The sequence below is a fragment of the Limnohabitans sp. TEGF005 genome (genome assembly GCF_055394835.1).
This window is the reverse complement of the sequence record NZ_AP029226.1, coordinates 1,505,968-1,526,518: the sequence shown is the minus strand read 5'-3', so window position 1 is coordinate 1,526,518 and position 20,551 is coordinate 1,505,968. Positions and strand designations below refer to the sequence as shown.

Here is a 20,551-nt window from a genome sequence, read left to right as displayed (position 1 = left end):
GTTTCATCAGGCCATTTCTGCAAAATGGGGTTGTGTACCGACAGCAGAGCCTTGGTAGAACCCGGCAAAGCGGTCGAACTGGCGTTGTGCAGCCGAGGCATCGAGGCCTTCGCGCAGCACGGCCACGTCAAAACCGGTGCGCTGCATTTGCACCAGTTGGTCGATCAGCACGTCGCCTGTGGCACGCAGTTCACCAGCAAAGCCCAAACGGCGGCGCAGCAAAAAGGCTTGGCTGTAAGCGCGGCCATCGGTGAATTTGGGAAACTGCATGTCGATGCGCGTCACGCCGTTCAAATCGAGCGTGCGCGGGTCCACGTCGTTGGCCAGCGTCAGGACGGCAGGCGATTCAAGGGCTTGGTGTTCTTGGGCGGTGATGATTTTCATGGTCTGTTTTCCCGTGTTCAGGCGGTCTGGGCATCGGCAGCGGGATGACGCGCTGCATTGGCCGCAGCCTTGAACGGGTCTTGGCCCACACGGCGCAGGGTTTCAATGAAGTATTCGTCGCGACCTTGCTCGGGCTGGCGCAGTGCTTTGTAGGTGTTGAGGATCGCTTCGATCACGTCGGGCACTTCGAACGACGAGAACGACGGGCCAACCACTTTGCCAGCGCCTGTGGGGCCTGACAGTGCTTTGCCATCCGAGCCACCCAGCGTGACCTGGTACCACTCCTTGCCGTCTTTGTCCACGCCCAAGATGCCGATGTGGCCGCTGTGGTGGTGACCGCAAGAGTTGATGCAGCCGCTGATGTGGAAGTCGATGTGGCCCAGGTCATCGAGCTCGTCAAGGTCTTGGTAGCGCTCGGTGATGGCCGCAGCCAGTGGCAGCGAACGGGCATTGGCCAGTGCGCAATAGTCACCGCCGGGGCAGGCGATCATGTCGGTCAGCAGGCCGATGTTGGGCTGGGCGAGCCCCAACGCCTTGGCTTCGAGCCACAGTGCGTGCAGCTGGTCCAGGCGCACCCAGGGCAGCACCAGGTTTTGGGTGTGCGTGACGCGTGCTTCGCCAGCGGAGTACTTGGCCACCAAAGCGGCAGAGGCCTCCAGCTGGTCGGCGGTGGCGTCGCCGGGGGCTTGGCCCATGCGCTTGTAAGACAGCGTCACAGCGCGCAGGGCTGGGTTTTGGTGGGGCTGGACGTTTTGCGCGATCCAGCGGGCAAAGGCGGGCGTTTTGGCTGCTTCGATGCTGACGTCGGCTTCGGCCTTTGCGATCCAGTCATCCGCCTGCTCGGCCTTGTCAGTGGGCAGGTTCAGGGCAGGGGCCACGAAGCAGGCGGCGACGCGGTCGAACTCGGCTTGCGGGATGGTGTGCAGGCCGCCGTCCTTGACCAAAATGTCCTGGTACTCAGACGCCACTTCGTCAAAGTAGCGCTGGCCTTCGGCCTTGACCAAAATCTTGATGCGGGCCTTGTACAGGTTGTCGCGGCGGCCCCAGCGGTTGTAGACGCGGATCACGGCTTCGAGGTAATTCATGATCTGGTTCCAGGGCAGGAACTCGCAGATCACGGTGCCTACCACGGGCGTGCGGCCCATACCGCCCCCCACCAGCACTTTGAAGCCCACTTCGCCAGCGGCGTTTTTGACCATCTGCAGGCCCACGTCGTGCCAGCCGATGGCGGCGCGGTCTTCGGCAGCGCCGGTGATGGCGATCTTGAACTTGCGCGGCAAAAAGGCGAACTCGGGGTGCAGCGTGCTCCACTGTCGGATCAGCTCGGCATAGGGGCGTGGATCGACCACTTCGTCCACGGCCACACCGGCCAGCGCATCGGTGGTGGTGTTGCGGATGCAGTTGCCGCTGGTCTGGATGCCATGCAGGTTCACACTCGCCAAGAGGTCCATCACATCGGCGGACCGGGCCAACGGAATCCAGTTGAACTGCACGTTTTGGCGGGTGGTGAAGTGACCGTAGTTGGTGGTCAGCTTGGGTGCCAGGCCAGCGATTTTGTCTTGCGTGGCTTGGGCTTCGGCCAGCAGAGCGGCGTCGGGCGTGTCGTAGTCGCGGGCGATTTGGGCCAGCACTTTCAGTTGAGGTGCCGAAATTTCGCCATAAGGCACCGCCACGCGCAGCATGGGGGCGTAGCGCTGCACGTACCAGCCGTTTTGCAGGCGCAGAGGCTTGAATTCATCGCCCGTGAGTTGGCCGGCCTGAAAGCGCTCCAGTTGGTCGCGGTGTTGTGCGGCGCGGGCGCGAACGAACTGTTTGTCAAATTCGGTGTATTGGTACATGGTGTAACGACAGGTCAGAAGAGATTCAGATCAAAACCAGTTTGGTGCCAGCCCAGGCCAGCAAAACGGAAAGCAGGGAACGGATCACACGGTCTGGTGTGTGGTGCGTCAGGCGCGAGCCCAGCCAGATGCCGGGCAAAGAGCCCGCCAGCAGCTTGGCCAGCAAAGGCCAGTCCACCGAGCCCAGCGATGCGTGGCCAAGGCCTGCAACCAGAGTCAAAGGCACGGCATAGGCAATGTCTGCCGCCACGATGCGGGGCAGTGGCAGCATGGGGTAGAGCAAAAGCAAAACAGTGACGCCAATGGCCCCCGCGCCGACCGAGGTGAGCGTGACCAAAGTGCCGATCAGAGCGCCAAACAGCACAGGCAGGCTCCAGTGGCGAGGTGTGCTGGCCAGGGCTTCGTCTTGTGCGGCCAAATGCCGCGGCACTTGTTTGCCGCGCACGGCTTTGTAGAGCATGGCCGCCGCAGTGAGCAACAAGGCCACGCCCAAGGTGGTGGTCATCAAGGCTTGCACTTTGGGATCGGCAGGGCCCACCCAATGCAAAAAGCCCAAAGTCGCCAGGCAAGCCGGGATGCTGCCCGCGCTGAGCAAACCCACCACGCGCCAAGGCACGATACGCTGACGCGCAAAGCTGATGGTGCCGCCCAGCTTGGTGAAAGCCGCAAAGAGCAAATCGGTGCCCACGGCCATATAGGGCTTCACGCCAAAGAAAAAGATCAACAGCGGCGTCATCAACGAGCCGCCACCCACCCCCGTCAAGCCCACGATGGTGCCCACGAAGAAACCTGCAAAGACATAAGCCAAATCAACCATGGAGGCGACTGTAAGGGCTCTTTATGCCCAAACAAACGATTTTTTAGTTGGTTATATATGCCGGTTGCTTATAAGAAGTGCGGGCATGACAAACATCTGTCACCCCAGCCTGTCATACCAACCCTGCCCGTCATACCCGGCTTGACCGGGTATCCATCCAAACCGAAGGCATGGACCCCCGATCAGGTCGGGGGTGACAGGTCGGGGTGGGTATGACAGGCTGGGGTGGGCATGACGGGCCGGGGTGGATATGGCGGCTGGGGTGGGTATGACAGGCGACAGTTCAAGTCATTCATGACAGGTGTTTTGTGTGTCAACTCCGCGACAGGCCAAAAACTGGCTGGTACAGTCACGGTTTTGACCGTAGCCTGAGGACTCATTTTATGAACCGCCTTATTGCCACTGGCCTGCTGACAGCCGCCGCCGTGGTCCCTGTATTTGCCCAAAGCCCGATCAAGATCGGTGAGATCAACAGCTATTCCGCCATTCCCCAATTCACCCAGCCTTACAAACAAGGCTGGCAGTTGGCGGTCGAAGAGGTCAATGCCCAGGGCGGTTTGCTGGGCCGCAAGGTCGAAGTCATTGCCCGAGACGACGCGGGCAAGCCTGAAGAGGCGTTGCGCCACGCCATCGAGCTGACGTCCAAAGAAAAGGTCGATGTGCTGGCCGGGGGCTTTTTGTCCAACATCGGCTTGGCACTGGCAGACCATGCCCACAAAAACAAGCGTCTGTTTGTGGCGAGCGAGCCATTGACCGATGCCATCGTCTGGGACAAAGGCAACCGCTACACCTTCCGCCTGCGCCCCAGCACCTATATGCAGGCGGCCATGTTGGTTGAAGAGGCGGCCAAGTTGCCCGCCAAGCGCTGGGCCACGATCGCACCCAACTACGAATACGGTCAAAGCGCCGTCGCCAGTTTCAAGGAACTGCTCAAGGCCAAGCGCCCCGATGTGGAGTTTGTCAGCGAGCAGTGGCCAGCCCAAGGCAAGATCGACGCGGGCAGCACGCTCACGGCCACCATGGCCAGCAAGCCCGACGCCATTTTCAACGTGACCTTTGGGGCCGATTTGGCCAAGCTGGTGCGCGAAGGCAACCAGCGCAATGTTTTTCCCAAGACGCCAGTCGTCTCGCTCCTGTCGGGTGAGCCCGAGTACCTGGAAGTGCTGAAAGACGAAACCCCCAAGGGCTGGATCGTGACGGGCTACCCTTGGGACCAGCTCGACAACAAAGAGCACGCCAGTTTTGCGGCCAACTATTACAAAAAGTTCAATGAGAACCCCAAGGTCGGCTCGGTGGTGGGCTATGCCACCATGCAGGCGATTTTTGCGGGCATCAAAAAAGCCAATTCGACCGACAACGAGAAGCTGGTCATCGCCATGCGCGGCCTCAAGTTCAGCACGCCTTTTGGCCCGGCCGAGTTCCGCGCGATTGACCAACAGTCCACCATGGGCGCTTATGTGGGCAAGCTTGACCAGCGCGGTGGCAAAGGCACCATGGTGCAGTGGCGCTATGCCGACGGCAAGGCTTACCAGCCCACCGACGCGTATGTGAAGTCGCGCCGCCCGGCCGAGGCGATGAAATAAACGGGCCGCTCACAGCGGCTCAAGCGCTGGCCAAACCCCATTGTTGGGCACTGCTGCCTTCCCAGAAATCGGCAAAAGGACTGGGCAGGGGGGGCTTGCTGCCTTGGGGTGACAGCAACTGGTCCGGTGCCAAGGTGTCCACCATGCTGGCCAAGCTGCGTGCTTGGCCTTGACCGTTGCGCACCATCAGGTGCTGAGGGCTGATCTCGCTGGGGCTTTGGAGTCCGGCGGCGCCCAGCAAGTCGGCCAAGGCGTGCATGGTGTTGGCATGAAAGTAAAACACCCGCTCGGCTTTGTCGGTGACCACAATCGCGCGCTGGCGCACCGGGTCTTGCGTGGCCACGCCGGTGGGGCAGTGGTCGGTGTGGCAACTGCGTGACTGGATGCAACCGAGCGCAAACATGAAGCCACGGCCCGCGTTGCACCAATCGGCCCCCAGGGCCAGGCAACGCGCCATGTCAAACGCAGAGATCACCTTGCCCGAGGCCCCGATCTTGATGCGGTCACGCAAACCGGCCCCGACCAAACTGTTGTGCACCAAACGCAGACCGTCGCGCAAAGGCATGCCCACATGGTCCGCAAATTCGATGGGTGCAGCGCCTGTGCCGCCTTCGCCCCCGTCCACCACCACAAAGTCCGGTGTTTGCTGGGTCTGAACCATCGCTTTGACCAGAGAAAACCATTCAGCCGGGTGGCCCACGCACAACTTGATGCCCACCGGTTTGCCGCCCGACAACTGGCGCAATTGCGTCACAAACGCCAACAACTCCAGCGGGCTGGCAAAGGCCGAGTGCCGAGCCGGAGAGACGCAGTCTTGGCCCATGGGCACGCCCCGGGCTTCGGCGATTTCAGCGCTGACCTTGGCCTTGGGCAACACGCCACCGTGGCCGGGCTTGGCCCCTTGTGAGAGTTTCACCTCGATCATCTTGACCTGAGGCGACTTCGCCTGCAGCGAAAAGCGCTCGGGGTCAAAGCGGCCATCGGCTGTGCGACAACCAAAATAGCCCGAGGCAATTTGCCAAATCAGGTCGCCCCCATGCTGGCGGTGGTGCACCGAGATGCTGCCTTCACCGGTGTCGTGCGCAAATTGGCCCATAGCCGCCCCCCGGTTGAGCGCCTGGATGGCATTGGGTGACAGCGCCCCAAAGCTCATGCCCGAAATATTGAGCAGTGACAAGCCATAGGGCTGTGTGCACTGCGCTGCGCCCACCTGGATGCGAAACGAGGCCGGGTCGGGTTGCACGGGCAGCAAAGAGTGTGCAAGCCATTCCGTGTCTGTGCTGTACATGTCCTTGACGCTGCCAAAACCGCGTTTGTCGTTTTGCATTTTGGAGCGGGCATAAACCATGGCCCGCTGGTTGCGCGAAAACGGCAGTTTTTCCTCGTCATCCTCTAAAAAGTATTGGCGCAATTCGGGGCGAATGTATTCGAGCCCATAACGCAGTCGGCCAGTCAAGGGGTAGTTGCGGCGCACCGCCTGTTTGGTTTGGGTGAAGTCGATCCAGCCCAGCACAAAGAGCACCGCAAAGCAGGCGCTGGCCCACGCCGAAACTGGCCAGGCCACGATGGCTGCAGGTGCTGTGACCAGCCAGGGCAGATAGCGGGAGAAAGACTGACGGGCCATGAACTGCACTCCCAAAAACACCCATCGTAGATGGTGTTGGTGATTTTGGTGGATTTTTATGCGTGAATGTAGCGTTCTGCTGCCAGATGTTTGGCCAGTGACGGGGCCAAAGGCAAGGGCGTTTTGCACAACCACGCGGCGGTGAGTTCACCGCACAACACGGCCAGGCTGATGCCGCGTGCGCCCATGCCCGAGCAGAGCCACAGACCCGGCAGACGTTGGCTGTCGATGGGCCCCACGGCAGGCAGGCGGTTGGGCAGGGTGCAGCGCAAGCCGGCCCAGCCATGGATGTGGGCCGGGCCAAACTGCTGCTGCATGGCCGCACCCAAGTCGGGCAGCAGGGTGGCCAGGCGCAATTGGTTGGCGGCGTGGTCTTCTTCGCGCACGGGCGCTTGTTCGCAGTTGCGCTCAAAAGTAGAGCCGATGAACCAGCCCGACTGGCCGTCTGGCGTGGGCACACCGCTGATAAAACTGCCGTGACCGTTGACCGGAAAGGGCGGCAGCAGCTGGCGCTGGGCGTCGTTCAAATCGTGCATATGGCCAAAACTGACTTGCCCACGCAAAGGGTTCAAGGGCACTGCAAAACCGGGCAGGGGTTGCAGCAAAGCCAGGCTGTCAAAGGCGCTGGCCACCACCAGCAAGGGGGCTTGGCCCAAGGTCTGGCCTTGGGCATCGGTCACGGTCCACAGGTTGTCGCGCCGTTCAATGGTTTGGGCTTTGTGCTGCCAAAGGACCTGCACACCCGGTGTTTGCAGTTGCGCCGCCACCAGTTGGCGGGGCCTGATCCAGCCCGCTTGTTCATGCCAGAGCGCAGGCGTTCCGAGGGGCAGACCCGCTGCCGCGACTTGTTCAGCGCTGGCCTGCGTGCTGCCTTCGTGGGTGCTTTCAGGGGTGCTGTCTTGGGTGTTGTGGTGATCGAGTTTGGCGGTGGGCAGCCTGCGTTTGCCTGCCAGGTTGTGTTCCAAAACGCCTGTCGGGGCCCAGTCTGTGCCGCGTTGCAGCAGCGTTTGAGCACGTTGCAGCGTGGCCTGAACCCCCGCCCGCGTGATGCGCGAGAGCACGTTGTCGTCGGGCGAGACATGGGGGGCGGCCAAACCCGCAGGCAGACCCGATGCGCCAGCGCCAATCCCTTTTGCCTGGTCGATCACTGTGACCGCCCAGCCGCGCAAGGCCAAGCTGTGTGCCACAGCCGAACCTGACAGGCCTGCACCGATCACCAGGGCTTGGCGCGGCCCGAGCCCGGCAGGGGTGGAGCCGGGATGCAAAAGGGGTGGAATCAAACTCAGCTGGCAGAAGGCGGCACGTAGCCTTGGGCGGCGTCAGCGCCGGAGCCAAAGAAGTGGTTTTCCATCTGGCGGGCCAGGTATTGGCGGGCACGCAAATCGGCCAGGTTCAAGCGGTTTTCATTGACCAGCATGGTCTGGTGCTTGAGCCAGTCGGCCCAGGCTTGCTTGCTCACACTTTCCCAAATGCGCTTGCCCAAATCGCCGGGGTAGGGCGGAAAGTCCAGGCCTTCTGCTTCGGTGCCGAGTTTGATGCATTGAACGGTGCGTGCCATGGTGTCTTTCAGCCTTGATCTGTCTTAAGAAGCACTGGTTATACGGATATAAAATTTCAGTATTTCCAGTTTGAAGCGGTTCACATGAAAATACGGGCTGTTTTGCGACAGAGACGATTTTCTTGTGGTCTTTGAGGCCGCAACTGTAGCAAGCTTTCTGTATCCCCTCAGTGGCGACGGGGCTCATGTCCCTGCCAAAACACCTAAAAATCAAATGAGTGCTTTTCTTGAAGAACGCGTTTTGAGCGTTCACCACTGGACTGACCGTCTGTTCAGCTTCACCACCACACGCGATCAGGCCCTGCGTTTTTCAAACGGGCACTTCACCATGATCGGTTTGCGCGGCGACAACGGCAAACCACTGTTGCGTGCTTATTCGATTGCCAGTGCCAATTACGAAGAGCACCTGGAGTTTTTGAGCATCAAGGTGCCCGACGGTCCGCTGACCTCCAAGTTGCAACACATCCAGGTGGGCGACACCATTGTGGTCGGCCGCAAGCCCACAGGCACCTTGCTGTGCGACTACCTCTTGCCCGGCAAAAACCTGTACCTCATGTCCACCGGCACGGGTCTGGCGCCGTTCATGAGCATCATCCGCGACCCCGAAACCTATGAGCGTTTTGAGAAGGTCATCCTGGTGCACGGCGTCCGGCAAGTGAATGAATTGGCGTACCACGACTACATCACACAAGAACTCCCGGCCAACGAGTTTCTGGGCGAGATGGTCAGTAAGCAACTGCTTTACTACCCCACCGTGACCCGCGAGCCCTACAAAAACCAGGGCCGCCTGACCGATTTGATCGAAAACGGCAAGCTGTTCTCTGACTTGGGTTTGTCCAAGCTCGACCCCGAAACCGATCGTGTGATGATCTGCGGCAGCCCCGGCATGCTCAAAGACCTCAAGCGCATTTGCGAAGAGCACGGCCTGAAAGAAGGCAATACCAGCACCCCCGGCGCGTTCGTCATCGAGCGCGCATTTGCCGAATCCTGACCATGAACCTGAACTCACTGACCCACTCGCGCCTTCTGGTCCTGATCGCTTTGTCGGGCACCGGCATGTTGGTCTTTGGGCTCTATTTGCAGCATGTGGTGGGCCTGAACCCTTGCCCCATGTGCATCGTGCAGCGCTATGCGCTGATTGGCGTGGTGGTGTTCGGCGCGATGGGTTGGCGCCTGCGTGGCTGGGGGCTGACAGTGGCGGCTTTGTTGCTGGCGATGACGGCCGGCTTTGGTGGCTTTACGGCAGCACGCCAAAGCTGGCTGCAGTGGTACCCGCCTGAAGTCGTCACCTGTGGGCGCGACTTTTACGGCATGGTCGAAAACTTCCCCATCAACCGCGCCATCCCCATGATCTTCAAAGGCAGCGGCGACTGCACCAAGGTCGACTGGACCTTTTTGGGGGGCTCCATTGCCAACTGGTCGTTCGTGGCGTTTGTGGTGTTTGCGCTGGCGGGCTTGTTGATCGCACTCAAGTCACGTAAGTGAGTGGCATTGCCGTGGTGAACTTGAGTTCTTCCATGGCGAAACTGGAGCTGACGTCGGACAAGGGCACCTGCTGAATCAGCTGTTTGTAAACCAGGTCGTAAGCGGCAATGTCGGGCACCACCACCTTGAGCAGGTAGTCCACATCCCCGCTCATGCGGTAAACCTCGACGATTTCCCCAATGCCCTGCACTGCAGCGCGAAACCTCTCCAGCCAAGGCACGTCATGGTCGCGGGTGCGAATGGCCACGAACACCGTCACGCCCAAGTTCACCTTTTGCCTGTCCACCAAGGCCACCTGTCGGGCCAGAATGCCCAACTCCTTGAGCCGCTGAACGCGCCGCCAGCATGGCGTCGGTGTCAGGTGCACGGCGGCCGCCAATTCGTTGATGGGCCAGTCGCTTTGGGTTTGCAACAATTCCAGAATCTTGCGATCTATGGCATCCAGTTTCTTCTTCATGGCTGTATTGTAGAAAAATATGCCTCGAATCAAGCATTTGATGCATCACATTGCAATTTCATGCTTCAAATTTGGTGGCAAACTTCTGTCATCAATCCGCAGAGTCGCACAACATGAAAAAAATCGGTCTGATCGGTGGCATGAGCTGGGAGTCCACGGCCCTTTACTACCAAAACATCAACCGCGAAGTGGCGCGGCGTCTAGGTGGTTTGCGCTCGGCGCGGGTGCACCTCGTCAGCCTGGACTTTCAGGAAATCGCCGATCTGCAAAAGCAGGGCGACTGGCTCCGCATGACAGAAATCTTGCAAACGGCCGCCCGCCAATTGGAAAGCAGCGGGGCAGAAGTCTTGCTGATCTGCACCAACACCATGCACCGCATCGCGCCTGAGGTTCAATCGGTGACCTCGCTGCCCTTGCTGCACATTGCCGACGCCACGGCCGATGCGGTTCTTGCTGCCGGGCTGCATAAGGTCGGTTTGCTGGGCACCCGATTCACCATGGAACAAGCTTTCATGCGCGACCATCTGGCCGCACGCGGGATCGCGTGTCTGGTGCCCGATGAAGCAGGCCGGGCCGAGGTGCACCGGATCATTTTTGAAGAGCTGTGTCGAAGCGTGGTGCTGGAAAGTTCACGTCAAAAATTGATCGCGCTGGTGCAGCAGCTGGTCGCACAGGGCGCGCAAGGGGTCATTTTGGGATGCACCGAATTGACCATGATCCTGCAGCCCGATGATGCTGGCGTGCCCAGCTTTGACACCACCGCGCTGCACGCCATGGCGGCAGTTGATTTTTCTTTGTCCTGAGACACACCATGTGCCAATTGATGGGCATGAGCTGCAACAACCAGGCAGCCACTACTTTTTCTTTCACCGGGTTTTCGGCACGCGGAGGCCTGACATCGGACCACGTAGACGGCTGGGGCATTGCTTTTTATGACGGCAAAGGCTGTCGCGTGTTTCAAGACGACATGCCCGCCAGCGCATCGCCGCTGGCCGATTACGTGCGAGAGCACCCCATCAAATCCAAGGTGGTGGTGGCGCATGTGCGCAAAGCGACGCAGGGCGATGTGCAGTCGGCCAACTGCCACCCGTTTCAACGCGAATGGTTGGGGCGTACTTGGGTGTTTGCACACAACGGTGACTTGCGCAATTTTGAGGTGCCAGTGGGATGTCAGGACACCCCCGTGGGCACGACCGACAGCGAGCGGGCCTTTTGCACCCTCATGAGCCGTTTGCGCAATCACTTCAAGGACCGGCAAGAGTCACCCGAATGGCCCGAACTGGCACCGATCTTGGCCAACATCAGCGCTGAGTTGGCTGGGTACGGCAACTTCAACATGTTGCTCAGCGATGGGCATGCCGTGTTTGCGCATTGCTCCACGCATTTGCATCAATTGACCCGGTGCCATCCTTTTCCCCATGCGCGTTTGGTCGACCGTGAAATGAGCCTGGACCTGGGGCCACTCAATGCCGAAGGCGACGTCATGACCTTGCTGGCCACCGAGCCCCTGACGTTGAACGAGCCCTGGCAGGCCCTGCAGACAGGCGAGTTCCGCGTTTATGTGGACGGCCGTGAGGCCTGGCGCGAAGTGAACCCCCAAACCCGAGCCTTCGCCGCAGCCGTGTCCGACCCGAACTTGTCGCACCCGACCTAAGTCGTCATACCCGCGCATGCGGGTATCCATGGCAGTCGAAGGCCGGACCCCCGATCTGGTCGGGGGTGACGGGTTCAGAATGCATGGACCCCCGATCTGGTCGGGGGTGATATTTCTTCCGATCCACTCGGGATGACGTTCTCGCTCAGAGCTTTTTCACCAGCACCTGGCTCTTGCGGTCCCAGTTGTATTTGCGTTTGCGGGCTTCGGGCAGCCAGTCGGGGTCCACTTGCACAAAACCGCGTTTGATGAACCAGTGCATGGTGCGGGTGGTGAGCACAAAGATGCTTTTGAGGCCCATGGCGCGGGCGCGTTGCTCTACGCGCTTGAGCACTTTCTCGCCATCGCCCTGACCTTGTGACTGGGGCGACACGGTGAGCGCGGCCATCTCGGCCGTTTTGGCTTCTGGGTAGGGGTAGAGCGCCGCGCAGGCAAAGATCACGCCGTCGTGGTCGATGATGGTGTAGTGGTCCACATCGCGCTCGATCTCGGTGCGGTCGCGCTTGACCAGGGTGCCGTCTTTCTCGAATGGCTCGATCAGCTGCAAAATGCCGCCCACATCGTCGGCTGTGGCCTCGCGCAGCTCTTCGAGTTTTTCGTCCACGATCATGGTGCCGATGCCGTCGTGCACATACACCTCCAGCAGCAGCGCACCGTCTACAGCAAAGGGCAAGATGTGTGAGCGCTCTACGCCTTCTTCGCAGGCTTTGACGCAGTGCTGCAGGTAAAAGCCGATGTCGGTCGGCTCGGTGGGGTTGGGTAATGAGGCCAGCAACTGCTTGGCGGCGGCCAAGGGCAATTCGGTGTCAATGGGGTTGTCATCGCTGGCCGGGGCGTGCGGCTCGATGCGGATGCCCGGGATTTCAGTCACAAAAATCAGCTTGTCGGCCTGCAGTTCGGCGGCCACGCTGGTGGCCACTTCTTCCATGGTCAGGTTGAAGGCCTCGCCGGTGGGCGAAAAACCAAACGGCGACAGCAGCACCATCGCGCCCATGTCCAGGGTGCGCATGATGCCGTCCACATCGACCTTGCGCACCAGACCCGAGTGGATGAAATCCACGCCGTCCACAATGCCCACCGGGCGGGCTGTGATGAAGTTGCCCGAAATCACCCGCACCGTGGAGCCCGCCATGGGCGTGTTGGGCAAACCTTGGCTGAAGGCCGCTTCGATCTCGTAGCGCAGCTGGCCAGCGGCCTCTTGCGCACAGTCCAGCGCCACGCTGTCGGTGATTCGTATGCCGTGGGAGTATTGGGGGTTGTGGCCTTTGGCGGCCAGTTGTTCGTTGACCTGCGGGCGAAAGCCGTGCACCAGCACGATCTTGACGCCCATGCTTTGGATGAGTGCCAGGTCTTGCGCCAAGTTGTGCAGCTTGCCCGCCGCAATGGCCTCGCCCGCAATGCCCACCACAAAGGTCTTGCCCCGGTGCATGTGGATATAGGGCGCCACCGACCGGAACCAGGGCACAAAGGTGAAGTTGAATACAGTGGACATGGGCAATCTGGGTGCGGCAAAGGTGGCAGGGCGTCGGGCTGGGATAATCCCGGGCTGTTCTTGCATTGATTTTCACAGAAGTTTCCGCCTTGTCTGACACCCCCCTCCAAATCGAGTTCCCCGAAGGCCTGCCGGTCTCGGCCCGCCGTGACGAAATCATGGCCGCCATGGACCAGCACCAGGTCATCATCGTCTGTGGTGAAACCGGCTCGGGCAAGACCACGCAGCTGCCCAAAATTGCCTTGGCGCTGGGGCGGGGCAAGCTCAACGCCAAGCCCGGCGAACGCGCCCGCATGATCGGCCACACCCAGCCCCGGCGCATTGCGGCCAGCTCGGTGGCCAAGCGCATCGCTGAAGAACTCAAGACGCCGCTGGGCGAGGTGGTGGGCTTTAAGGTGCGGTTTCAAGACCGTTTGAGCAAGAACGCGTCGGTCAAACTCATGACCGACGGCATCTTGCTGGCCGAAACGCAGACCGACCCGCTGCTGCAGGCCTACGACACCATCATCATCGACGAGGCGCACGAACGCAGCCTGAACATCGACTTTTTGCTGGGCTACCTGCGCCAGATCCTGCCGCGTCGGCCAGACCTGAAGATCGTGGTCACCTCGGCCACGATCGACGCCGACCGTTTTGCCAAGCACTTTGCGTCTCGCAACGGCCCAGCCCCGGTCATCATGGTGTCCGGTCGCACCTTTCCGGTTGAGCAGCGCTACCGGCCGTTCGAAGAATCGCGCGACTACGGCCTGAACGATGCGATTGCTGACGGCGTGGACGAACTTTGGCAAGGTGGGGCAGGGGGCGACCTCCTGATCTTTTTGCCCGGTGAGCGCGAAATCCGCGAAGCTGCCGACCACCTGCGCAAACACCTGGCGCACCAGCCCCTGACGCGCAATGCCGAAGTGCTGCCGCTGTTTGCCCGCTTGTCGCAAGCCGAGCAAGACCAGATTTTTGAAGCCTCCAATGGCCGCCGCATCGTGCTGGCCACCAACGTGGCCGAAACCTCGCTCACAGTGCCCGGTATCCGTTATGTGATCGACGCCGGTACCGCCCGCGTCAAGCGCTACAGCCTGCGCAGCAAGGTCGAGCAGCTCATGGTCGAGCCCATCAGCCAGGCCGCTGCCAACCAGCGTGCGGGCCGTTGTGGCCGAGTGGCCAATGGCATCTGTATTCGTCTGTACGACGACAAAGACTTTGCCGGTCGCCCGCGCTTTACCGACCCAGAAATCCTGCGTTCGTCTTTGGCGGGCGTCATCTTGCGCATGAAGTCGCTGCACCTGGGTGTGGTGGAAGACTTTCCCTTCATCGAAGCGCCGTCTAAACGCGCCATCACCGACGGCTATCAACTGTTGGCCGAACTGGGCGCGGTGGACGACGACAACGAACTCACCCCCATCGGCAAAGAGCTGGCCCGCCTGCCGCTGGACCCGCGTGTGGGCCGCATGATTTTGGAAGCGCGTGGCCGCGAAGCGCTCGACGAAGTGCTGGTGATCGCCAGCGCCATGAGCGTGCAAGACGTGCGCGACCGCCCCATGGACGCCCAAGCCCAGGCCGACCAGCAACATGCCAAGTTCGACGACGACAAGAGCGAGTTCACGGGTTACCTGAAACTGTGGAAATGGATTCACGATGCCCGTGGCGGCCCAACGGCCCATGGACACCCGGTCAAGCCGGGTGTGACAAATAGGGGGCAGCTGGGTGTGACCAAAGGCGCGGGCTTGCCTGCAACCTCTGGCATGCCCGCCCCCTCTGTCATGCCCGCGAACGCGGGTATCCATGCCCCCGCTTCCACCCACAAACTCAGCAACCGCCAATACGAGCAACTGCTGCGTCAGAACTTCATCAACATCCGCCGCGTGCGCGAGTGGCGCGACACGCACACCCAGCTGCTCACCGTGGTGGCCGAGCACAAGTGGCGCATCAACACGCAGCCTGCCAGTTACGAGCAATTGCACCTGTCCATGCTGGCGGGCCTGCTGGGCAACGTGGGCTACAAGCTCGAAGACGAAGAAGCCTATTTGGGCGCACGCGGCATCAAGTTCCACAAGCACCCCGGCGCGCACTTGAGTAAAAAACCGGGCCGCTGGATCGTGGTGGCCGAGCTGGTGGAAACCACGCGCCTGTTTGGCCGGGGTATTGCGGCGATTGAGCCGCAGTGGCTGGAGCAAGTTGGGGCGCACCTTCTGCGCAAACAAGTGCTCGACCCGCATTGGGAAAAGAAGTCGGCCGAAGTGGTGGCGCTGGAGCGGGCCACGCTGTATGGCCTGGTCGTCTACAGCGGGCGGCGCACGGCTTACAGCCGGGTGGACTTGCACGGCGCACGCGAGATTTTCATCCGCGAAGCGCTGGTGGGCGACCAGTGGGAGACCAAGCTGCCTTTCCTGGCCGCCAACCACAAGATGATCGCCAAGGTCGAAGAGCTGGAGCACAAGTCGCGCCGCCAAGACGTGCTGGTGGACGACGAGCTGATCTACGCCTTTTACGACCAGCAAATCCCGCCCGAGGTGTGCAGTGGCCGCCTGCTCGAAGACTGGTACCGGACCGAGATCGCCAAGCAGCCGCGCTTGCTGTTGCTGACCCGTGAAGAGCTGATGCGCCACGAAGCCGCAGGCATCACCACGCTGGCCTTTCCCAAGCAAATCCGTTTGGGCGGCACCGACTGCCAGGCCTCGTATCTGCACGAGCCGGGCGACGCCCGCGACGGCGTGACCGTGACGGTGCCTTTGTTTGTGCTCAACCAAGTGAGCGAAGACCGCTGCGAATGGCTGGTGCCCGGCTTGCTCAAAGACAAAATTCAGGCCCTGCTCAAAAGCCTGCCCCAGCGCCCGCGCAGCCGCTTTGTGCCACTGCCCGAATCGGCCACGCGCCTCGCCGCCGAGTTGTCGGTGCCCGAGCTGTTTGGCAGTGGCTCGCTCACCGATGTGTTGCTCAAAAAAGTGCGCGACGAAACCAGCCTGGACGTGAAGCGAGGCGATTTCAAACTCGACATGCTCAGCCCGCACCTGTTCATGAACCTGTGCGTGGTCGACGAGCATGGACGCCAGTTGGGCATGGGCCGCAACCTGGGCGCACTCAAAGGCGAGCTGGGTGCCAAAGCGCGTGGCGCCTTCCAGGCGCTGGCGCAGTTGAAGGTGGCTTCTTCTGTCATGCCCGCCTCCAATGTCATACCCGCCTCCAATGTCATACCCGCGAACGCGGGTATCCACTCCCCAGATGGAGACCCGATCAAGTCGGGTGTGACAAAAGAATTTGTCATACCCGCGAACGCGGGTATCCATGCCCGCACAGGCACAGCGCCCGCCAAAGCCACAGCACCGCCCAAGCCCCTGGCCCCCCAGCGCTACACCAGCTGGACCTTCGGCGAACTCCCCGAGTTGATGGAAATCAGCAAAGGCGGGCAGACCCTGATCGGATTCCCCGCGCTGGTGGACATGCAAGACGCCGTGACCATCGAAGTGTTTGACGAGCCCGACGTCGCCGCCCACAAAAACCGAGCGGGCCTGCGCCGCCTGTTTGCGCTGCAGATCAAAGACGCGCTCAAGTACCTTGAGAAAAACATCCCCGACCTGCAAAAAATGGCCGTGGCGTACATGCAAGTCGGGCGGTCGCCTGACGGGGCAGGCGGTGGCACGGCAGACGAGTTGAAAGCCCAAATCATCGATGTGGCACTCGACCGCGCCTTCTTACTCGACCCACTGCCCAACGACGAAGCCACCTTCAAGCGCCGCATCGAAGAAGGCCGGGGCCGCTTGACCCTGATTGCCAACGAAGTTGCCCGACTGGCGGGCAGCATCTTGCTGGAGTTTGGCGCGGCCACCCGCAAGATCAAGGACACCAAAAACGCCCCTGATGCCACGGCAGACTGCGCCCAGCAACTGCAACGCCTGATGCCCAAAAACTTCATGGCCGCCACCCCATGGCCGCAGCTGCAGCACTACGCACGCTACCTCAAGGCCATCACCCTGCGCCTGGACAAATACCGCGCCGACCCCGCCCGCGACGCCCAGCGCCTGACCGAGCTGAAACCGCAAGAACAACGCTATTGGCGCTTGGTGGCCGAGCGCAAAGGCGCACAAGACACCCGCATGCTGGAGTTCCGCTGGCTACTGGAAGAGCTGCGCGTGAGCTTCTTCGCGCAAGAGTTGCGCACCCCGCAGCCGGTGAGCATCAAGCGGCTGGAGAAGGCTTGGGGGCAGTTGACTTATTGAGATTGCGCACGTTTAGTCATTCACAGATAAACATGGTTTTCAAGAACACTTTTGAGAGTGCAGGTTAGAAATCGTGATTGATGAATTTTTCAGGTGTATCAGTTGTCGTGCAGGTGTTAATAAAGTCGGTTATTTTTTGGCCACTTTATTTCCATCAGCCGCGAAAAAATGGATCCGAAGGTGCCTCGGCTTCATTTGTGTGGCTGCTTAAACCTGCATTGGCTGCGCCACCAGCTTCACTCCCAGTGCTGTGCAGACGCGGGCAATCGTGTCAAAGCGCGGGTGCGATGTGGGGCGCAGGGCTTTGTAGAGGGCTTCGCGGGTCAGGCCCGAGGCGCGGGCCACTTCGGTCATGCCGCGTGCGCGTGCAATGGTGCCCAGCGCGTGGGTCAGCTCGGCAGGATCGTTTTCTTCCAGCACCAGCGTCAGGTAGTTGGCCACGTCCTCGTCGGTCTTGAGGTATTCGGCCATGTCGAAGTCGGGCAGGTCGGCGGCTTTGATTTTTTGGGTCATGGTCAGTCACTCCGTGAGGGTTTGGCTCAATGCAATGGCTCGGACAATGTCGTCAGACTGCGTGGACTTGTCGCCACCGCCCAGCATCACGATCAGCATGCCGTTTCGCTCGATGTAATACATGCGCCAGCCGGGTCCAAAGAATTCCCGCATTTCGCTGACGCCTTCGCCTACAGGGGCCACATCGCCCAGTAAGCCACGCTGGACTTTTTCGAGCCGTCGGGTCAGTCGGATGCGTGTCATGCCGTCCCTAAGCTCGGCTAACCACTCATCAAACTCGGGCATGCGCTTGATCGTGTACATTGTGATTGTAATCAGTTGTTCACACTTTGCAAGTGTACTGGAGACAGCAGTGTTTCAATGGGGTGATTTGCATCTGCGGACCTTAAAGGGTTGGCAGGTGTTGCACTTCACTTTTGAATCCGCCCCGTTTTGTTGCAGCCACTTGATGATTTTTTCTGGTCTGCGCGGATGAGTCGGTTGGAGGCCAATTTTAGTGGGGATGGGGAGTCAAGCGCACTGCCGAATAACGCGGGTTTGCACCGCTCAGGCACACTACACACCATTTTTCACATCCCCAGCTGCTGGGGTGCCGCCATTCCCAGGGACCACCGCATGGAAATCAAAGTCAATTTTCTCGACAAACTGCGCCTAGAGGCCAAGTTTGACGACTTCACCTTGCTGGCCGATCAGCCCATTCGTTACAAGGGCGATGGCTCTGCGCCGGGGCCGTTTGATTATTTTTTGGCCTCGTCGGCTTTGTGTGCGGCGTATTTTGTGAAGCTGTATTGCGAGACGCGTGGCATCTCCACCGAGCACATCCGCCTGTCGCAAAACAACATCGTCGACCCTGACAACCGCTATCTGCAGACCATCAAGATTCAGGTGGAGTTGCCAGCGGACATGTCCGACAAAGACCGCCAAGGCATTTTGCGGTCCATCGACCGCTGCACGGTGAAAAAAGCGGTGCAAACCGGGCCGATCTTTGTGGTGGAGGCGGTGGACAACCTGGACGCCGACGCACAGGCCTTGCTCACGCTCAAGCCCGATGCGCTCACGCAGACCCGCATCGCGGGCAAGGACCTGCCACTGGAGCAGACCATCGCCAACATGACGGCGGTGTTGGCCAATTTGGGCATCAAGATCGAGATCGCATCGTGGCGCAACTTGGTGCCCAACGTCTGGTCGCTGCACATCCGCGACGCGCATTCACCGATGTGCTTCACCAACGGCAAAGGCTCCAGCAAAGAAAGCGCCTTGGCCTCGGCGCTGGGCGAATACATTGAGCGGCTGAACAACAACCACTTTTACGCGGGCGTGTTTTTTGGCGAAGACCTCGCGCAGGCCGACTTTGTGCACGACCCCCAGGAGCGCTGGTTCCAGCCGGGCAAGCGCGATGCGCTGCCCAAGGGCTTGTTGGACGCGCATTGCTTGCGCATTTACAACCCCGATGGCGAGCTCAAGGCCTCGCACCTGTTCGACACCAATTCGGGCAACACCGAGCGCGGCATTTGTGCGCTGCCCTATGTGCGCCAGTCCGACGGTGAGGTGGTGTATTTCCCGTCCAACTTGGTGGAAAACCTGTTTGTCAGCAATGGCATGAGCGCGGGCAACACGCTGGTCGAAGCGCAGGTGCAGTGCCTGTCAGAAATTTTTGAGCGGGCCGTCAAGCGCGAGATCTTGGAAGGCGAAATGGCTTTGCCCGATGTGCCAGCTGCCGTGTTGGCCCAATACCCCGGCATCGTGGCAGGCATCGAGGCCTTGGAGGCGCAGGGCTTTCCGGTCTTGGTCAAAGACGCTTCGCTGGGCGGTGTGTACCCGGTGATGTGCGTGACCCTGATGAACCCGCGCACGGGCGGTGTGTTCGCTTCATTTGGCGCACACCCCCGTATGGAGGTGGCGCTGGAGCGCAGCCTGACCGAGCTGCTGCAGGGCCGCAGTTTTGAAGGGCTGAACGACTTGCCTGCGCCTACCTTCATCAGCAACGCCGTGACCGAGCCCAACAACTTTGTCGAGCACTTCATCGACTCCAGCGGCATCGTGTCGTGGCGCTTTTTCAGCGCCCAAGCCGACCACGATTTTGTGGCGTGGGACTTTTCTGCGCAGGGCAACGATGCCACCGCCAAGGAGGCCGCCACGTTGTTTGGCATCTTGCAGTCCATGGGCAAAGAAGCCTATGTGGCGGTGCACGACCAACTCGGCGCTACCGCCTGCCGCATCTTGGTGCCGGGCTATTCCGAGGTCTATCCGGTCGATGACCTGATTTGGGACAACACCAACAAAGCGCTCTTGTTCCGCGCCGATGTGCTGAACCTGCACCGCTTGGACGACGAGGCCCTAGAGGCCTTGTTGGACCGCTTGGAGAACAACGAGCTGGACGACTACCTCGATGTTGCCACCCTGATCGGCATCGAGTTTGACGACAACACGGTGTGGGGCCAGTTGACGGTGATGGAGCTCAAGCTTTTGATTCACCTGGCTTTGCAGCAGTTGGAAGAGGCCCACGAACTGGTGGGTGCGTTCTTGCAATACAACGACAACACGGTGGAGCGCCGTTTGTTTTACCAAGCCTTGAACGTGGTGCTGGAGGTGAAGCTGGGCGAGGACTTGGCTTTGGCGGATTACGCCGTCAACTTTCGGCGCATGTTTGGCGACGAGCGCATGGATGCGGCCATCGGCTCGGTCGACGGCAGCGTGCGCTTTCATGGCCTCACGCCCACCAGCCTCCAGTTGGAAACGCTGGACCGGCACCAGCGCTTGCTGGACAGCTACAAAAAACTGCACGCCGCGCGTGCGCAGGCGGCAGCAAAGCGGGCTTTGGCTTAAACCAGCGCACCGGCCCAGCGGGCAGCCATGCTTGGCCGAAGTGGCCAAATTGGCCGCCCATGAGAAAGGCACCCGAGGGTGCCTTTCTTTGGTGTTGGCCTTGGCCGGGTGG

At 60.6% G+C, this 20,551-nt stretch carries 17 protein-coding genes; 7 read left to right on the top strand and 10 right to left on the bottom strand.

Annotated elements, in window-relative coordinates:
* Positions 1-6 precede the first annotated feature (6 nt).
* Genes ACZ5RG_RS07320 through ACZ5RG_RS07310 form a run of 3 tightly spaced genes read right to left on the bottom strand, consistent with a single transcriptional unit; the run spans position 7 to position 3,039 of the window.
* Positions 7-384, bottom strand: coding sequence for a DUF934 domain-containing protein (locus tag ACZ5RG_RS07320; RefSeq protein WP_464446695.1), 378 nt, complete (start codon positions 382-384; stop codon positions 7-9).
* A gap of 17 nt (positions 385-401) precedes the next feature.
* Positions 402-2,222 carry a nitrite/sulfite reductase gene (locus ACZ5RG_RS07315; RefSeq protein WP_464448165.1) on the bottom strand — a complete coding sequence of 607 codons (1,821 nt, stop codon included), beginning with the start codon at positions 2,220-2,222 and terminating at the stop codon, positions 402-404.
* 25 nt (positions 2,223-2,247) lie between these two features.
* Positions 2,248-3,039 carry a sulfite exporter TauE/SafE family protein gene (locus tag ACZ5RG_RS07310; protein WP_315137167.1) on the bottom strand — a complete coding sequence of 264 codons (792 nt, stop codon included), beginning with the start codon at positions 3,037-3,039 and terminating at the stop codon, positions 2,248-2,250.
* Positions 3,040-3,422: 383 nt separating this feature from the next.
* On the opposite strand from ACZ5RG_RS07310, the gene ACZ5RG_RS07305 reads away from it, so the two are divergent.
* A complete protein-coding gene (locus ACZ5RG_RS07305; protein ID WP_464448164.1) occupies positions 3,423-4,622 on the top strand; it encodes an ABC transporter substrate-binding protein in 1,200 nt (399 codons plus the stop codon).
* 19 nt (positions 4,623-4,641) lie between these two features.
* Here the strand turns inward: ACZ5RG_RS07305 and ACZ5RG_RS07300 are convergent, their stop codons facing one another.
* The 3 genes from ACZ5RG_RS07300 to ACZ5RG_RS07290 are packed head-to-tail and all read right to left on the bottom strand — an operon-like array spanning position 4,642 to position 7,804.
* Positions 4,642-6,246 (bottom strand): FMN-binding glutamate synthase family protein, encoded by a 1,605-nt coding sequence (locus tag ACZ5RG_RS07300; RefSeq protein WP_464448163.1) that lies wholly within the window; start codon positions 6,244-6,246, stop codon positions 4,642-4,644.
* A gap of 56 nt (positions 6,247-6,302) precedes the next feature.
* Complete coding sequence (gene mnmC1 / locus ACZ5RG_RS07295; protein WP_464448162.1) at positions 6,303-7,526, bottom strand: FAD-dependent 5-carboxymethylaminomethyl-2-thiouridine(34) oxidoreductase MnmC1; 1,224 nt, start codon at positions 7,524-7,526, stop codon at positions 6,303-6,305.
* Positions 7,527-7,528: 2 nt separating this feature from the next.
* The gene (locus ACZ5RG_RS07290) at positions 7,529-7,804 is read right to left on the bottom strand and encodes an oxidative damage protection protein (RefSeq protein ID WP_298598058.1); all 276 of its coding nucleotides are present in this window, start codon (positions 7,802-7,804) and stop codon (positions 7,529-7,531) included.
* Positions 7,805-8,018: 214 nt separating this feature from the next.
* On the opposite strand from ACZ5RG_RS07290, the gene ACZ5RG_RS07285 reads away from it, so the two are divergent.
* On the top strand, positions 8,019-8,795 hold the full coding sequence (locus ACZ5RG_RS07285; RefSeq protein WP_298598055.1) for a ferredoxin--NADP reductase: 777 nt from the start codon (positions 8,019-8,021) through the stop codon (positions 8,793-8,795).
* Positions 8,792-9,289, top strand: coding sequence for a disulfide bond formation protein B (locus tag ACZ5RG_RS07280; protein ID WP_464448186.1), 498 nt, complete (start codon positions 8,792-8,794; stop codon positions 9,287-9,289). Before ACZ5RG_RS07285 ends, ACZ5RG_RS07280 begins: the two co-directional genes overlap by 4 nt.
* Here the strand turns inward: ACZ5RG_RS07280 and ACZ5RG_RS07275 are convergent.
* Positions 9,273-9,746 (bottom strand): Lrp/AsnC family transcriptional regulator, encoded by a 474-nt coding sequence (locus ACZ5RG_RS07275; protein ID WP_019429456.1) that lies wholly within the window; start codon positions 9,744-9,746, stop codon positions 9,273-9,275. The two genes, ACZ5RG_RS07280 and ACZ5RG_RS07275, sit on opposite strands and share 17 nt — an antisense overlap.
* Before the next feature lie 113 nt (positions 9,747-9,859).
* On the opposite strand from ACZ5RG_RS07275, the gene ACZ5RG_RS07270 reads away from it, so the two are divergent.
* Both ACZ5RG_RS07270 and ACZ5RG_RS07265 read left to right on the top strand, forming a co-directional pair.
* The gene (locus tag ACZ5RG_RS07270) at positions 9,860-10,549 is read left to right on the top strand and encodes an aspartate/glutamate racemase family protein (RefSeq protein ID WP_464448161.1); all 690 of its coding nucleotides are present in this window, start codon (positions 9,860-9,862) and stop codon (positions 10,547-10,549) included.
* Between the two features lie 8 nt (positions 10,550-10,557).
* Entirely contained in the window at positions 10,558-11,400 is an 843-nt protein-coding gene (locus ACZ5RG_RS07265) for a class II glutamine amidotransferase (protein WP_464448160.1), read from the top strand.
* A 145-nt stretch (positions 11,401-11,545) separates the two neighbouring features.
* On the opposite strand, the gene argA is transcribed toward ACZ5RG_RS07265, so the two are convergent.
* Positions 11,546-12,892, bottom strand: a complete 1,347-nt coding sequence (argA, locus tag ACZ5RG_RS07260) for an amino-acid N-acetyltransferase (protein WP_312259883.1) — start codon at positions 12,890-12,892, stop codon at positions 11,546-11,548.
* A gap of 89 nt (positions 12,893-12,981) precedes the next feature.
* Between argA and hrpA the strand changes: the two genes are divergently transcribed.
* Complete coding sequence (hrpA, locus tag ACZ5RG_RS07255) at positions 12,982-17,100, top strand: ATP-dependent RNA helicase HrpA (RefSeq protein ID WP_464448159.1); 4,119 nt, start codon at positions 12,982-12,984, stop codon at positions 17,098-17,100.
* A gap of 207 nt (positions 17,101-17,307) precedes the next feature.
* Here the strand turns inward: hrpA and ACZ5RG_RS07250 are convergent, their stop codons facing one another.
* Complete coding sequence (locus ACZ5RG_RS07250; protein WP_298596442.1) at positions 17,308-17,613, bottom strand: addiction module antidote protein; 306 nt, start codon at positions 17,611-17,613, stop codon at positions 17,308-17,310.
* 6 nt (positions 17,614-17,619) lie between these two features.
* Entirely contained in the window at positions 17,620-17,916 is a 297-nt protein-coding gene (locus ACZ5RG_RS07245) for a type II toxin-antitoxin system RelE/ParE family toxin (RefSeq protein WP_464448158.1), read from the bottom strand.
* 312 nt (positions 17,917-18,228) lie between these two features.
* On the opposite strand from ACZ5RG_RS07245, the gene ACZ5RG_RS07240 reads away from it, so the two are divergent.
* Entirely contained in the window at positions 18,229-20,439 is a 2,211-nt protein-coding gene (locus ACZ5RG_RS07240) for an OsmC domain/YcaO domain-containing protein (protein ID WP_464448157.1), read from the top strand.
* The last annotated feature ends 112 nt before the right edge of the window (positions 20,440-20,551 follow it).